At 63.7% G+C, this 14,410-nt stretch carries 12 protein-coding genes and 1 tRNA gene; 7 read left to right on the forward strand and 6 right to left on the reverse strand.

The features are described 5' to 3' along the window. The first annotated feature begins 88 nt into the window (after window positions 1-88). Complete coding sequence (locus tag ELS24_RS18525; protein WP_127184987.1) at window positions 89-325, forward strand: toluene tolerance protein; 237 nt, start codon at window positions 89-91, stop codon at window positions 323-325. Between the two features lie 84 nt (window positions 326-409). On the opposite strand, the gene ELS24_RS18530 is transcribed toward ELS24_RS18525, so the two are convergent. Then, window positions 410-496: transfer RNA gene (locus tag ELS24_RS18530), tRNA-Leu, on the reverse strand. A gap of 47 nt (window positions 497-543) precedes the next feature. Between ELS24_RS18530 and dapC the strand changes: the two genes are divergently transcribed. The 5 genes from dapC to ELS24_RS18555 all read left to right on the forward strand — a co-directional run bounded on the left by dapC (window position 544) and on the right by ELS24_RS18555 (window position 6,642). Then, a complete protein-coding gene (gene dapC / locus ELS24_RS18535; RefSeq protein ID WP_164741268.1) occupies window positions 544-1,740 on the forward strand; it encodes a succinyldiaminopimelate transaminase in 1,197 nt (398 codons plus the stop codon). A 24-nt stretch (window positions 1,741-1,764) separates the two neighbouring features. Further along, complete coding sequence (gene dapD, locus ELS24_RS18540; protein WP_050445261.1) at window positions 1,765-2,586, forward strand: 2,3,4,5-tetrahydropyridine-2,6-dicarboxylate N-succinyltransferase; 822 nt, start codon at window positions 1,765-1,767, stop codon at window positions 2,584-2,586. Then, entirely contained in the window at window positions 2,586-3,725 is a 1,140-nt protein-coding gene (gene dapE, locus ELS24_RS18545) for a succinyl-diaminopimelate desuccinylase (RefSeq protein ID WP_127184989.1), read from the forward strand. Before dapD ends, dapE begins: the two co-directional genes overlap by 1 nt. Before the next feature lie 89 nt (window positions 3,726-3,814). Continuing rightward, window positions 3,815-4,711 (forward strand): 50S ribosomal protein L3 N(5)-glutamine methyltransferase, encoded by an 897-nt coding sequence (prmB, locus tag ELS24_RS18550; RefSeq protein ID WP_127184990.1) that lies wholly within the window; start codon window positions 3,815-3,817, stop codon window positions 4,709-4,711. Next, window positions 4,708-6,642: an ABC-F family ATP-binding cassette domain-containing protein gene (locus tag ELS24_RS18555; RefSeq protein WP_127184991.1), complete on the forward strand. Its 1,935-nt coding sequence runs from the start codon at window positions 4,708-4,710 to the stop codon at window positions 6,640-6,642. Before prmB ends, ELS24_RS18555 begins: the two co-directional genes overlap by 4 nt. Before the next feature lie 43 nt (window positions 6,643-6,685). Here the strand turns inward: ELS24_RS18555 and ELS24_RS18560 are convergent, their stop codons facing one another. The 3 genes from ELS24_RS18560 to ELS24_RS18570 are packed head-to-tail and all read right to left on the reverse strand — an operon-like array spanning window position 6,686 to window position 10,493. Beyond that, on the reverse strand, window positions 6,686-6,991 hold the full coding sequence (locus tag ELS24_RS18560) for a chorismate mutase (protein ID WP_050445255.1): 306 nt from the start codon (window positions 6,989-6,991) through the stop codon (window positions 6,686-6,688). Between the two features lie 2 nt (window positions 6,992-6,993). Continuing rightward, the gene (locus ELS24_RS18565; protein ID WP_127184992.1) at window positions 6,994-9,288 is read right to left on the reverse strand and encodes a UvrD-helicase domain-containing protein; all 2,295 of its coding nucleotides are present in this window, start codon (window positions 9,286-9,288) and stop codon (window positions 6,994-6,996) included. Continuing rightward, the gene (locus ELS24_RS18570; protein WP_050445253.1) at window positions 9,285-10,493 is read right to left on the reverse strand and encodes a DesA family fatty acid desaturase; all 1,209 of its coding nucleotides are present in this window, start codon (window positions 10,491-10,493) and stop codon (window positions 9,285-9,287) included. Before ELS24_RS18570 ends, ELS24_RS18565 begins: the two co-directional genes overlap by 4 nt. Window positions 10,494-10,950: 457 nt before the next feature. Between ELS24_RS18570 and ELS24_RS18575 the strand changes: the two genes are divergently transcribed. Next, the gene (locus tag ELS24_RS18575; RefSeq protein ID WP_230695369.1) at window positions 10,951-11,274 is read left to right on the forward strand and encodes a hypothetical protein; all 324 of its coding nucleotides are present in this window, start codon (window positions 10,951-10,953) and stop codon (window positions 11,272-11,274) included. Window positions 11,275-11,296: 22 nt separating this feature from the next. Here the strand turns inward: ELS24_RS18575 and ELS24_RS31610 are convergent, their stop codons facing one another. Together ELS24_RS31610 and purN are read right to left on the reverse strand one after the other, a co-directional pair. Further along, window positions 11,297-12,760 carry an RsmB/NOP family class I SAM-dependent RNA methyltransferase gene (locus ELS24_RS31610; protein ID WP_417219209.1) on the reverse strand — a complete coding sequence of 488 codons (1,464 nt, stop codon included), beginning with the start codon at window positions 12,758-12,760 and terminating at the stop codon, window positions 11,297-11,299. Window positions 12,761-13,760: 1,000 nt separating this feature from the next. After that, the gene (purN, locus tag ELS24_RS18585; RefSeq protein ID WP_230695379.1) at window positions 13,761-14,363 is read right to left on the reverse strand and encodes a phosphoribosylglycinamide formyltransferase; all 603 of its coding nucleotides are present in this window, start codon (window positions 14,361-14,363) and stop codon (window positions 13,761-13,763) included. Window positions 14,364-14,410 lie beyond the last annotated feature (47 nt).

A 14,410-nucleotide genomic window follows, 5' to 3' on the forward strand; every position in this document is an offset into this window, starting at 1 on the left:
TTATTTTTCAATGACTTGCATTAATTTTGCAAGTAGGCAAACTACGCGCATTCTGAAACTCCACCCACCAAGCCGAAAGAGGATTCCCATGCGCTTAATCACCGATCAAGAACTCAGCAATATGTCGACCGAGAACAAGCGTCGCCGTCATTTGGAACTGGATAAGAAGCTTGAAGTTGCGGCCAGCCGTGGCTGGGCCTGCGCCCACCGCATTGAAGCCACCCGCGCCAAGGTGCACGCGGCGATCCAGTTGGACGTGGAACTGGGCCGCGATGTTGAGCAGCGCACGGAAAAGCGGCGCGACCGCGTGAAGCTCAAGAACTGACCGGCTGAATCCGAGGGACCAGCCCAGCTGGCCCAAAAGCAAAAAACCCCCTGGCTGAACAGCCAGGGGGTTTTGTCATATTAGTGGTGCGAAGGAGGGGACTCGAACCCCTACACCTGTTACGGCGTCAGGACCTAAACCTGGTGCGTCTACCAATTTCGCCACCTTCGCTAAAGGTCAAGCCCGCTATTGTAGCTTGCTTGTTAAAATCTTGCGTCATGAATCCGCGCCTCGATGCTTTACACCCCTACCCGTTCGAAAAATTGCGCGCGTTGCTGGCCTCTGCCAGCTCGCAGCCGGACGGCCTGACGCCTATCAATTTGTCGATTGGCGAGCCCAAGCACGCCGCGCCCGAGCGCGTGGCGGAGGCGATCCGCAACCATATGGAAGGCTTGTCGGTCTACCCCTCGACCAAGGGCGACCCGGCGCTGCGTCAGGCGATATCGGACTGGTTGGCGCGCCGCTACAGCATTCCCGCACCCGACGCCGACACCCAGGTGCTGCCGGCGCTGGGATCGCGCGAAGCGCTGTTCGCCTTCACCCAGACTGTGATCGACCCGTCGGCCGGTTCGGTGGTGATCTGCCCCAACCCGTTCTACCAAATATATGAAGGCGCCACACTGCTGGCGGGCGCCACGCCTTACTTCGTCAACGCCGACGCGCTGCGCAACTTCGCCAGCGACTGGAACCAGGTGCCCGACGCCGTCTGGAAGAAAACGCGGCTGGTGTTCGTGTGCTCGCCGGGCAACCCGGCCGGCAACGTCATGTCGCTGGACGAATGGGAAACGCTGTTCAAGCTGTCTGACCGCCACGGTTTTGTCATTGCGTCGGACGAATGCTATTCCGAGATCTACCTGGACGAAGGCGACGCCCCGCTGGGCGGCTTGCAGGCCGCGCGCCGCCTGGGCCGGGACGACTACCGCAACCTGGTGTGCTTTTCCAGCTTGTCCAAGCGCTCCAACGTGCCCGGCCTGCGTTCCGGCTTCGTGGCGGGTGACGCTGCGCTTATCGGCCGCTTTCTGCTGTATCGCACGTATCATGGCAGTGCCATGAGCCCGCTGGTATCGGCCGCCAGTATCGCCGCCTGGACGGACGAGGCGCACGTGAAAGACAACCGGCGTCTGTACCGTGAAAAGTTCGATGCGGTCGTGCCCATTCTGGAAAACGTGCTGGATGTGTCACGGCCGCAGGCTTCTTTTTACCTGTGGGCGGCCACGCCGGGCTCGGAAACGGCGTTCGCGCGCGACCTTTACGGCCGCACGGGTGTTACCGTTCTGCCGGGCAGTTTTCTGGCGAGGGAGGCACACGGTGTGAATCCCGGCCAGGGCCGCATTCGTATTGCGCTGGTGGCGCCCTTGGCTGACTGCGTGCAGGCAGCCGAGCGCATCGCCCATTTTGTACACACTTCTGTTTGATCAACCTTTAAAAGCTGAGCCGCTATGACTCTCGACCTGCAGACCACCATCGAAAAAGCCTGGGACGACCGGGCCAACCTGACGCCCGCCGACGCCAGCGCCGAGGTGCGCGAGGCGGTGGAACACACCATCGACGGGCTGGATCTGGGCCGCCTGCGCGTGGCTGAAAAAATCAACGACGACTGGGTTGTGCACCAGTGGATCAAGAAGGCCGTGCTGCTGTCGTTCCGCCTGAGCGACAACGCCATCATGGGCGAAGCCCCGCTGCAGTTCTACGACAAGGTGCCGCTCAAGTTCTCGGAATACGGCGACAACGCCTTCAAGCAAGGCGGCTACCGCGTGGTGCCGCCCGCCGTCGCCCGCCGCGGCGCCTTCATCGGCCGCAACGTCGTGCTGATGCCGTCCTACGTGAACATTGGCGCCTACGTCGACGAAGGCACCATGGTCGACACCTGGGCCACCGTTGGTTCGTGCGCCCAGATCGGCAAGAACGTCCACCTGTCGGGTGGCGTGGGCATTGGCGGCGTGCTGGAGCCGCTGCAAGCCAACCCCACCATCATTGAAGACAACTGCTTCATCGGCGCCCGCTCGGAAGTCGTTGAAGGCGTGGTCGTGGAAGAAAACTCGGTGCTGGCCATGGGTGTGTTCCTGTCGCAAAGCACCAAGATCTTTGACCGCGCCACGGGCAAGATCACGTACGGCCGCGTGCCCTCGGGTTCGGTCGTGGTGCCGGGCTCGCTGCCGTCGGCTGATGGCTCGCACAGCCTGGCTTGTGCCGTCATCGTCAAGCGTGTCGATGCGCAAACGCGCGCCAAGACCAGCATCAATGATCTGCTGAGGGCGTAATGAGCACGTCTGCCGTACTGGATCTGGTCAAGGACCTGATCGCCCGTCCGTCGGTCACCCCGGCGGACGAAGATTGCCAGGCGGCGCTTGCCGCCCGGCTGGAGCGCATCGGCTTTACGTGCGAGACCATCGCACAAGGCGGCGTCACCAATCTGTGGGCCCGGCGCGGCAGCGCCGCGCCGCTGACCGTGTTCGCCGGCCACACGGATGTGGTGCCTCCGGGTCCGCGCGAAAAGTGGGATAGCGACCCGTTCGTGCCCACCGAACGCGACGGCTGGCTGTACGGCCGTGGGGCGGCCGACATGAAAAGCTCGATCGCCGCCTTCGTGGTGGCGGCCGAGGAATTCGTGGCGGCCCACCCCCAGCACGGCGGTTCGATCGCGCTGTTGATCACGTCGGACGAAGAAGGCCCGTCCATCGACGGTACGGCCATCGTTTGCGACGCCTTGAAGGCACGCGGCGAAAAGCTGGATTACTGCATTGTGGGCGAGCCGACTTCCGGCGATGTGCTGGGCGACACCTGCAAGAATGGCCGCCGTGGCTCCTTGTCGGGCAAGTTGACGGTAAAGGGCATCCAGGGCCACGTGGCGTACCCACACCTGGCACGCAACCCGGTGCACCAGTTGGCGCCGGCGCTGGCCGAGATCGTCGGCATCGAATGGGACCAGGGCAACGAATACTTCCCGCCCACGACGTTCCAGGTGTCGAACCTGAATTCGGGCACGGGAGCTACCAACGTGGTGCCGGGCGAAGCCGTGGCGCTGTTCAACTTCCGCTTCTCGACGGCCAGCACGCCGGAAAGCCTGAAGTCGCGCGTGCATGCGGTGCTGAACAAGCACGGCCTGGAATATGAACTGGACTGGGATCTGGGCGGCGAGCCGTTCTTGACCCCGCGCGGTTCGTTGACGGATGCGCTGGTGCAGGCCATTCACGCTGAAACCGGCGTCACCACCGAACTGTCCACCACCGGTGGCACGTCCGACGGCCGCTTCATCGCCAAGATCTGTCCGCAGGTGATTGAGTTCGGCCCTGGCAACGCCACGATCCACAAGGTGAATGAACGCATCGAAGTGGCCTCGCTGGAGCCGCTTAAGAACATCTATCGCCGCACGCTGGAAAACCTGCTCTTAGCAAAGTAAAACGCCGCTACGCGGACGCTCTGCCCCCCTTCAGAGGGGGGTGTTTTTTCCCCGCTTCGGCAAACTGAACGGGGAATACAAGGCCTGTTATGTATCAATCCGCCCGCCAAGAATTGCTGACCCTGCGTGACCTCATCCGCTATGGGGTATCGCGCCTGAACAGCGCCCAGGTGGCGTTGGGGCACGGCAGCGACAACGCCTGGGACGAGGCGGTCTACCTGACGCTGCACGCCCTGCACCTGCCGCTGGACACGCTGGAACCGTTTTTGGATGCCCGCGTCGTTCGTGAAGAACGTGACCGCGTGCTGGACCTGCTGGAACGCCGCGTCACCGAGCGCGTACCCGCCGCCTACCTCACCAACGAGGCCTGGCTGCGCGGTCACCGCTTCTACGTGGATAAGCGCGTCATCGTGCCCCGCTCGCCTATCGCCGAACTGCTGGACCAAGGGCTTTCACCCTGGGTGCAGGACGCAAGCGCCGTGGAAAACGTGCTGGACATGTGCACCGGTTCGGGCTGCCTGGCCATCCTGTCGGCCATGGCCTTCCCCTACGCCCACGTGGATGCGGTGGATGTGTCGGCCGACGCGCTGCAAGTGGCCCGTCGCAATGTGGACGACTACGGCCTGCAAGACCGGCTGGACCTGCACGAAAGCAATCTGTTCGACGCCCTGCCCGCACGCCAGTACGACGTCATCATCTGCAATCCGCCTTATGTGAACAGTGGCTCCATGAATGTGCTGCCGCAGGAATACCGCCATGAACCGCATCTGGCGCTGGCCGGCGGCGAGGACGGCATGGACCTCGTGCGGCGCATTCTGGCGGCGGCCCCCCAGTACCTGACGCCCGACGGCGTGATCGTGCTGGAGATCGGCCACGAGCGCGACTTCTTCGAAGCCGCCTTCCCACAGTTGTCGCCCGTCTGGCTGGACACGGAAGAAGCCTCGGACCAGATCCTGCTGCTTACCCAAGAGCAACTCAGCCTGTGATACGCGCTACTGGATTGACCCTGCGCCGTGGCACGAAAGTGCTGTTGGATAACGCTGAATTTGTCGTGCACCCGGGCGAGCGCGTTGGCATCGTCGGCAAGAACGGCGCGGGCAAGTCCTCGCTGTTCGCGCTGCTGACCGGCGCGCTGGACCTGGACGCCGGCACGGTGAACCTGCCCGCGGGTTGGCGTATCGCCAGCGTCAAGCAGGAACTGGATGCCGACGACCGCCCTGCCCGCGAATTCGTCATTGACGGCGACACGCACCTGCGTGAGTTGCAGGCGCGCCGCGCCGAACTCACGGACGACCAAGGCACGCAGATCGCCGAAGTGGAAGCCGCGCTGATCGAAGCGGGCGCCTGGAGCGCCGCGTCGCGTGCCGAGCAGTTGCTGGCCGGCCTGGGTTTCAAGCCCAGCGAATGGATGCTGCCGGTCGAGAGTTTTTCCGGCGGCTGGCGCATGCGCCTGGCCTTGGCCAGCGCGCTGATGGCCCCGTCCGAACTGCTGCTGCTGGACGAACCCACCAACCACCTGGATCTGGACGCGATGCTGTGGCTGGAGAAATGGCTGGGCGCCTATCCGGGCACCGTCATGCTGATCTCCCACGACACCGAGTTCCTGGACGCGGTGGCCAAGTCCATCTTGCATTTCGACCACGCCAAGCTGGTGCGCTATCGCGGGGGTTATGGTGATTTCCTGACGCAACGCGCCGAGCGCCTGCGCCAGACCAATATTGCCTACGAACGCCAGACCCGCGAAACCGCGCGCCTGCAAGGTTTCATTGACCGCTTCAAGGCCAAGGCGTCCAAGGCCAAGCAGGCGCAAAGCCGGGTCAAGGCGCTGGCGCGCATGCAGGTGCTGGCGCCGCTGCATGCGGAAGCGGGCATCGACATTCGCATCCCCTCGCCTGACCAGGTGCCCGACCCGCTGCTGACGCTGGAGCACTTGTCCGCCGGCTATACCGACGCGGCGGGCAACACCATTCCCATCCTGCGCGACGTCACGCTCATGGTGCGCGCGGGCAGCCGTGTGGGGGTGCTGGGCGCCAATGGCGCGGGCAAGAGCACGCTGATCAAGACCCTGGCGGAAGAAATCCCCGTGCAGGCCGGAGAACGCCGCGCCTCGCGCGGCTTGGCCATCGGCTACTTTCACCAGCATCAGCTGGACATGCTGGACGTGGACAGCACGCCTATCGCCCATCTGGCGCGCCTGGCGCCGGAAACGCGCGAACAGGAACTGCGCAATTACCTGGGCGGCTTCGGTTTTTCTGGCGACACGGTCACCAGCAAGGTCGGCCCGATGTCCGGCGGTGAAAAGGCGCGCCTGGCGCTGTCCTTGATCGTCTGGCAAAAGCCCAACCTGCTGCTGCTGGACGAACCCAGCAACCACTTGGATGTGGAAACCCGCGAGGCCCTGGCCGCCGCGCTGGCCGACTTCGGCGGCAGCATGCTGCTGGTTTCGCACGACCGGCACCTGCTGCGCACCACCGTGGACAGCTTCTGGATCGTCGCGGACGGCGCGGTGCGCGAGTTCGACGGCGACCTTGAAGACTATCGGGATTGGCTGGCTGCGCGCAATGCCGGCGAACGGGCGGAGGCCGCACGCGAAAGCGCCGAAGGCAGCGAACCCGTTGTAGACCGGAAGGCGCAGCGTCGGGCCGAGGCAGAACAACGCCAACGCCTGTCAGCGCTGCGCAAGCCGCTGGAATCCAAGCTGGCCAAAGTCGAGGCCGAGATGGAAAAACTGCGCGCCAAGCTGCACGCGCTGGATGCCATCATCGCCGACGCCGATCTGTATTCCGATGCGCGCCGTGCGGAACGCCAGAAGGTCATGGCCGAGCACGGAGAACACGGCAAGCGCATGGACGAACTGGAAGAGCAATGGCTTGAAATCCAGGGTTCGCTGGAAGAAATCGATCAAAGCGAAGCCTGACGCAATAAAAAACGGGGGGCCAACAGGCCCCCCGCTCATCCGTTTACGAGTACGGACGTTCGCGCAGGCGGGTGTGATTATCGACCACGGTGTCGATCACTTCACGCAGGATGGTTTCGGCCAAGGCAGGCGGCACGCCCGCTTCTTCGGCCAAACGGCGGATGCGCTCGACCTGCTGGGTTTCCCTGACGGGGTCCACCAGGTCCATGCCGTGGTTGGTTTTCAGTTCGCCCAGCATATCCGTGCAGCGAAAGCGCACGCCCAACAGCAGCATGATTTGCTGGTCGATTTCGTCGATCTCGGCACGCAGCGACGCCAGCTCGGCTTTTGGGGACTCGTTGTTGGCCATGTTTAACCCTGAACAATATCAAGCTTCGCGATACCCAGCGCCAAGGTCTTGGCGCCCACGTCGCGAAACTGGATTTCTGCCTGGGCGTCCTGACCGGCCCCGCTCAAGCCAATAATCGTGCCATCGCCAAACCGCGCGTGATGCACGCCCTGACCCACACGATACTGCTTGTCGCCCACCGTGACACCGCTTGCGATGCCACGAGGTTGACGCGGCGCAATGGTATTGGTGGCCTTGCGGCCGAATGCGTCGCCACGGTTGCCACCGCCCCAACCAGCGCCCGTGCTGCTGAGCGGCGCCAGGCCGGCCTTGGGCGACAGCCACTTCAGATGCTCTTCGGGAATCTCGTCCAGGAAGCGCGAACGCATCGCGTAGCGCGTCTGGCCATGCAGCATCCGGCTTTGGGCCAGGCTGATGTACAGGCGCTGCCGGGCGCGCGTGATCGCCACATACATCAGACGGCGCTCTTCTTCCAGCCCCGACTGCTCCAGGATGCTGTTCTCGTGCGGGAACAGCCCTTCTTCCAGGCCGGTGATGAAGACCGCGTCGAATTCCAGACCCTTGGCGGCATGCACCGTCATGAGCTGGACCGCGTCCTGGCCTTGTTGGGCCTGGTTGTCGCCGGCTTCCAGTGCGGCGTGCGACAGGAAGCCCGCCAGCGGCGTCAACCCGTCGGAAGCCACGATGGGCGCGTCAACCACGCCGGGCATCAGCGTCGACGAGGTGGCCTGGTCGGGCACCACACCGGCAGGCATGCCGTCGTAGTTTTCTTCGGACGCAAACACCGCAGCGGCCGTGATCAACTCGTTCAAGTTTTCCAGCCGCTCGGCGCCTTCGCGTTCCGCCTTGTAATGGGCATTCAGGCCGCTGGTCTCGAGCATGTGCTCAACCATTTCCGGCAGAGGCAGGTCGCGCGTTTCTTCGATCAGGCGATGAATCAGTTGGGCAAACTGGGCCAGGTTGGAACCGCCCTTGCCGCCCACCAACGCCACCGCGCCGTACAGGCTGGTGTCGTGCGCGCGGGCTGCGTCGGCCAGTTGCTCCAGCGTGCGCGCACCAATGCCGCGTGTCGGGAAATTGACGACGCGCATCCACGAGGTATCGTCGTGCGGGTTGGCCATCAAGCGCAGATAGGCCAGCGCGTGCTTGATTTCCTGACGTTCGAAGAAGCGCAGCCCGCCATAGACTTTGTACGGAATGCCGGCCGAGAAGATGGCGTGCTCGATCACGCGCGATTGCGCGTTGCTGCGGTACAGAACAGCGATCTCGCGGCGCAGGCTGCCGTCATGAATGAGCGAACGGATTTCGTCCACGATCCATTGGGCTTCCATGCCGTCGGAAGGCTGTTCGATGACACGCACCGGTTCGCCTTCGCCCTGGTCCGTCCACAGGTTCTTGCCCAGGCGGCCGCTGTTGTGGCCGATGAGTGCGTTGGCGGAATCCAGGATGTGGCCGAACGAACGGTAGTTCTGTTCCAGGCGAATCACGGTGCCATGCGCATAGTCGCGCTCGAAGTCGGACATGTTGCCGACGTTCGCGCCACGGAAGGCGTAGATGGACTGGTCATCGTCGCCCACGGCGAAGATGGCGGCGCCACCACCGGCCAACAGGCGCAGCCACTTGTATTGCAGGGTATTGGTGTCTTGGAACTCGTCCACCAGAATGTGGCGGAAGCGGCGCTGGTAATGCTCGCGCACCGGCGCATTGCGCGACAGCAGCTCATAGGCCCGCAGCAGCAACTCGGCGAAGTCGACCACGCCTTCGCGCTGGCATTGGGCTTCGTAAAGCTGATAGATCTCGATCAGGCGGCGGCGATGGGCATCGTAGGCCTCGACGTCTTGCGGACGAAGGCCTTCTTCCTTGGCACCATTGATGAAGCGCTGCACGTCGCGCGGCGGGTACTTTTCATCGTCGACGCCATTGGCCTTCATCAGGCGCTTGATGGCGGCAAGCTGATCGGTGACATCCAGGATCTGGAAGCTTTGCGGCAAGCCGGCATCACGGTGGTGCGCGCGCAGCATGCGGTTGCACAAACCGTGAAACGTGCCGATCCACAAGCCACGCGTATCGATCGGCAGAATCGCCGACATACGCGCCAGCATTTCGCGGGCTGCCTTATTGGTGAACGTGACTGCCAGCAGCCCAAAAGGCGAGGCCTGGCCGGTTTGAATCAGCCAGGCCATGCGGGTAGTGAGTACCCGGGTCTTCCCGCTGCCCGCCCCGGCCAAGACCAGGGCGTGCTGCGGTTCTAACGTTACTGCGGCGCGTTGTTCAGGGTTGAGCTTCTCTAGCATCATGCCGCGTAGCGGCGCAGATGTTGAGCAAATTGCTCGAGCCCGGCGATGCCGCTTTGCTGGGCGCGCTGGCACCAGGCCTGCAGGTCATGAAGAAGCTGTTCGCTGCTGGCGCTGGAGCTTTCCCAGATGCGGCCGAGTTCACGACGCATTTGCACCAGCGTCGACAGCGACTTGTTCTGGGCAATGGCGCTGTCCACGGCAGCCAGGGTTTCCGGCTGGAGGATGTCCTCGTTGCGGTGCAGGGCACTACGCACCTGACGCAGCTTGGTATAGCCGCAATCCGCGTTGCCTTCCTGGCGCGAGGCCTTCAACTTGTTCATTTCTTCGCGAGCGGCGCTCTTGATCACGTCCGCGTAGCGGGCCATGACTTCGTAGCGGTGCGTGATCACGCCTTGCAGCGTGCGCAGATCGATGCCGGTGCGGGTGTCGTCCAGCTTCAGCTTGGGCGCAACCTTCTTGATCTTGGCCAGGCCAAAGAACTTCAGGATGTTGATGTAGGCCCAGCCGATGTCAAATTCGTACCACTTGGCCGAGAACTTGGCCGACGTGCCGTGGGCGTGGTGGTTGTTGTGCAGCTCTTCGCCGCCAATCACGATGCCCCAGGGGAACACGTTGGTGCTGGTGTCCGGGCTGTTGTAGTTGCGGTAGCCCCAGTAGTGGCCGATACCGTTGACGACGCCGGCTGCCCAGAAGGGAATCCAGGCCATCTGAACCGCCCACACCGTGACGCCGACAGCGCCGAACAGGGCGACGTCGATGGCAAGCATGGACAACACGCCCCACAAGCTGTGCTTGCTGTAGACGTTGCGTTCGAGCCAGTCGTCAGGCGTGCCGTGGCCGAACTTGGCCATGGTTTCCTTGTTGTTCGATTCTTCGCGGTACAGCTCCGCGCCGCGGAACAGCACCTTCCAGATGCCGAACAGCATGGGCGAGTGAGGATCGCCTTCCTTTTCGCACTTGGCGTGGTGCTTGCGGTGAATGGCGACCCATTCCTTGGTGACCATGCCGGTCGTCATCCAGAGCCAGAAGCGGAAGAAATGCATGACGGCTGGATGGAGATCCAGACCGCGGTGCGCTTGGCTGCGATGGAGGAAGACGGTGACCGCAACAATCGTGATGTGCGTCACGACCAAGGTGAAAACGACAATCTGCCACCAAGTGGCTTGGGTCAGACCGCCGGCAATGAAGGAGAGGATGTAATCCATAAAGCTGTTATGAGCCTCGCTTGTTAAGTGCCTGAAGTTTAGCTTACCTTTGCCGACTTATGACAAGGTAGTTTCAAAATAGTTTTTGAGCGAAATCAAGGACTAAGCCCTGCTTTTAGAGCAAAAAAAGCCACTCTCGCGATCACTTCGGACAGATCGCGAGGCTAGCCTTGCGGACATGCGGCGCTTTGGGCCGGCTACCCCTGATAGTTGCGGGGTATTCGCAAAGACACCAGATTTTGGCCACCATCCGCAATTAAAGTTCCTGTCAGCAAAGGCGCTGGGGGAATACATGGTGTCTCCCCCGACAGTTTTTCCCAAGACATATGCGCAGGGCAAAATTTCACCCCTAAAATGCCGACGAACTGTCTCATTTGCCCCACTGATGCTGCTGACAAAACCCCGTCCCTTATTGTTTTCGGCCCTTGCCTTCCTTGCGCTGGTGCTACACACCCCCGTGTCCGCCCAGGCAATGAAGTCGGGTGACGTGGCCGTGTTGGCGTCGTACTACGAAATTCGCGGGTCGGACTGCCTGGCACTGCGAGCACCGTACGTGGTGATCACGGAGAAGCCCCGCCTGGGCAAGGCCAGCATCGTGCAGACTCGCGGACAATCCAGCGATTCTGGCCGCTGCGCCTATAAGTCCGTGGCGGTGTCCCAGGTGGTCTATATTGCCGACCAGCCGGGCTCGGACACCCTGGCCTGGCAGGTGAAATACCAGAACAAGACCTTGGGCACCCGTCGTTACAGCGCCACGGTGGGCGTCACGCCGGCCAGATAGCCAGCGCGCGCCGCACAGGGTGTCAGGCCGGCTTGCCCGGTGCCTCGGTGTCAGCCCCGGTGTCTACCTCGGTGCCAGCCTCGGCATCAGCCATGGGTTCCATCACCGGTTTACCCTCAGCCGCCTCGGCTTCGACCGGCGTGGCCTTGACCCCGCTTTCCGCCAGCACTTCCTGGCTGCCGTCTTCCGCCAGGTCAGCGTCAACCGCTACGCCTGCCGCCGCCGGCTCCGCTGCCGCGCCCTTCTTTTTGCGCTCGAATACCGCCGCGAAAAAGCCGTCGGTGCCATGCACGTCGGGACGCAATTGCAGATACGGGCCTTCCAGCTTCAGCGTTTCGCAGCGCGAGGCCAGGATTTCGGCGGCATCAAGACGTTCGAAATCAGGGTGGCTGGCCAGGAAACGTTCGGCCTGCACCTCGTTTTCTTCCGCCAACAGGCTGCAGGTGGCATAGACCAGACGTCCACCCGGCGCCACGCAACGGGCGGCACTATTCAGGATGCGTTCTTGCAACTGCCCCAGTTCAGCCAGCGCCTGGGGGTGCTGGCGCCACTTCAGGTCAGGATTGCGGCGCAAGGTGCCGATGCCGCTGCACGGCGCATCGACCAGCACGCGCTGGGCCTTGCCGGCCAGGCGCTTCACGCGGGAATCGTTTTCGCTGTCGATCACGACAGGCACCACGTTGGACAGGCCACTGCGCGCGAAACGGGGCTTGGCGCGCGCGAGACGGGCGGCCGAGACGTCGAAGGCGTACAGGCGGCCGGTGGAGCGCATCAGCGCCCCCAGCAGCAGCGTTTTGCCGCCAGCGCCCGCGCAGAAATCGATGATCATTTCGCCACGGCGCGGGGCAACCAGCAGCGCCAGCAACTGGCTGCCTTCGTCCTGCACTTCGATGCTGCCGTTTTCGAACTGCGGCCAGCGGTTGATTGCCGGACGCCCTTCCATGCGGATGCCCCACGGCGAATACGGCATGGCTACGGGTTCGTAGCGGCCGGCGCTTTGCTGCAATTCGGTCAGCATGGCGTCGCGTTCAACCTTGAGGGGGTTTACGCGTAGGTCCAGGCTGGCCTGGCGATTCAGCGCTTCGACGAGGGTGTCCGGGCTGTCCATCAGCGCCAGGCGCTCATCCAGCCAGTCGGGAATGCTGCCGCGAATGGCACGCGGCAAGGTCGACAGGTCAATTTGCGACACGCGCTTGAGCCATTCGGCCTCAGCGGCGTCCATGCCCTCTTCCAGCGCCTCGGCACCCAGCGTCGCGTTCAGGCCCAGGATGGCCAGGCGGCGCGATGCGGGTCCCACGCCGCTTTCGCCAAACTGGCGATAACGGCGCAGATGGCGCAGCACATCATAGACGGCCTCGGCAACCTCGGAGCGATCGCGCGCGCCCAGGTTGGGGTGGTGACGCAGCCAGTGCGACAGCGCGGCATCAGCCGGATAGGTCCATTGCAGGATTTCGCCCAAAACACGCTGGACTTGATCGATGCGGATGGCTGCATAAGACTGGCGGGGACGATTGAACTGCGGCTTTGGCGCGTTCTGATCACGACTGCCCTGATGGGCATCGCCACCACGTTGGCCAGCATATTGGCCGCGTTCACCACGGTCGTCGCCGCGCGGGCCGTCATAGGACGGACGCGAATCCGAACGGTCCTGGCTTTCACGGCGATCCGAAGCATAGGAACCACGTTCACCGCCACGGCTGTCACCGCGCGGGCCATTGCCGTACGACGGGCGCGAATCCGGACGACCCGAACCTTCTCGGCGCTCCGAGCCATAGGAACCACGTTCACCGCCACGGCTATCACCACGCGGGCCATTGCCGTACGACGGACGCGAATCCGGGCGGCCCGAGCCTTCGCGACGCTCCGAGCCATAGGAACCACGTTCGCCGCCACGGCTGTCGCCACGCGGGCCATTGCCGTACGACGGGCGTGAATCCGGACGACCCGAACCTTCACGGCGCTCCGAGCCATAGGAACCACGTTCACCGCCACGGCTGTCGCCACGCGGGCCATTGCCGTACGACGGACGCGAATCCGGACGGCCCGAACCTTCACGGCGCTCCGAGCCATAGGAACCACGTTCACCGCTACGGTTCTCGCCACGCGGGGCGTTGCCGTACGACGGACGGGAATCCGGTCGGCCCTGACCTTGACCCTGGCCTTGTCCCTGGCCGCTACGGCGCTCCGAACCGTAGGATGCCCGCTCACCACCGCGGTTTTCACCACGCGGGGCGTCGTAGGACGGACGGGGCGCCGGGCGGCCGGCATCGCGGCTGGGGCGCTCTTCACGCCCCCGTTCGGCGCGTTCGCGCACCGGCGCCTCGCGGGCTTCGCCCTTGGGACGCGAGAAGAAGGACCGACCGTCGCGCCCTTCGGAGGCGGCCCTCGGGGAGCCTGCCGGACGAGAACGCGGAGATTGGGGTTTAGTCATGGTGTGTTCCAGTAGGGCGGAGGAGTTCCGCCCGATAAAAGCGATTCAGGGCCGCTCAGGCGGCCGGCGACCAGGTGAAAAGGCGTGCGGGATCCCCCTGCACGTCCACCCGATGGTCGTTTGTCAGGGTAACCCGGCCTTCGGCCAACCAGCGCACGGCAGCCGGAAAAGCCTGATGTTCCACGGCCAGCACGCGGTTGGCCAGCAGTTCCGGCGTATCCCCAGCCAAAACCGGCACACAGCCCTGGGCAATGATGGGGCCGTGGTCCAGGACCGGGGTCACGAAATGCACGGTGCAGCCATGCACGCGCACGCCGGTGGCCAAGGCTTGGGCATGCGTATGCAGGCCAGGAAATGCCGGCAACAGCGATGGGTGGATATTGACCAGGCGGCCGGCGTAATGGTTGACGAAGCCTGGCGTCAGCACGCGCATGAAACCGGCCAGGATGACGTAATCAGGCGCATAGCGATCGATTTCGGCGGCCAGGGCAGCATCGAAAGCCTCGCGGCTGGGGTAGTCCTTGTGGTACAGCGCTGCCGTGGGGATGCCTTGGGCGGCGGCCCACTCCAGGCCGCCCGCATCCGGTCGGCTGGCGATGACGGCGGCGATGTCGGCCGGCCAGCCCTCGTTGCGGCAGGCTTCGGCCAACGCCTGCATGTTGCTGCCCCGCCCCGAGATCAGGATGACAAGGCGACGCTTGGTAA

The organism is Achromobacter spanius (genome assembly GCF_003994415.1).
Lineage (GTDB): Bacteria > Pseudomonadota > Gammaproteobacteria > Burkholderiales > Burkholderiaceae_B > Achromobacter > Achromobacter spanius_C.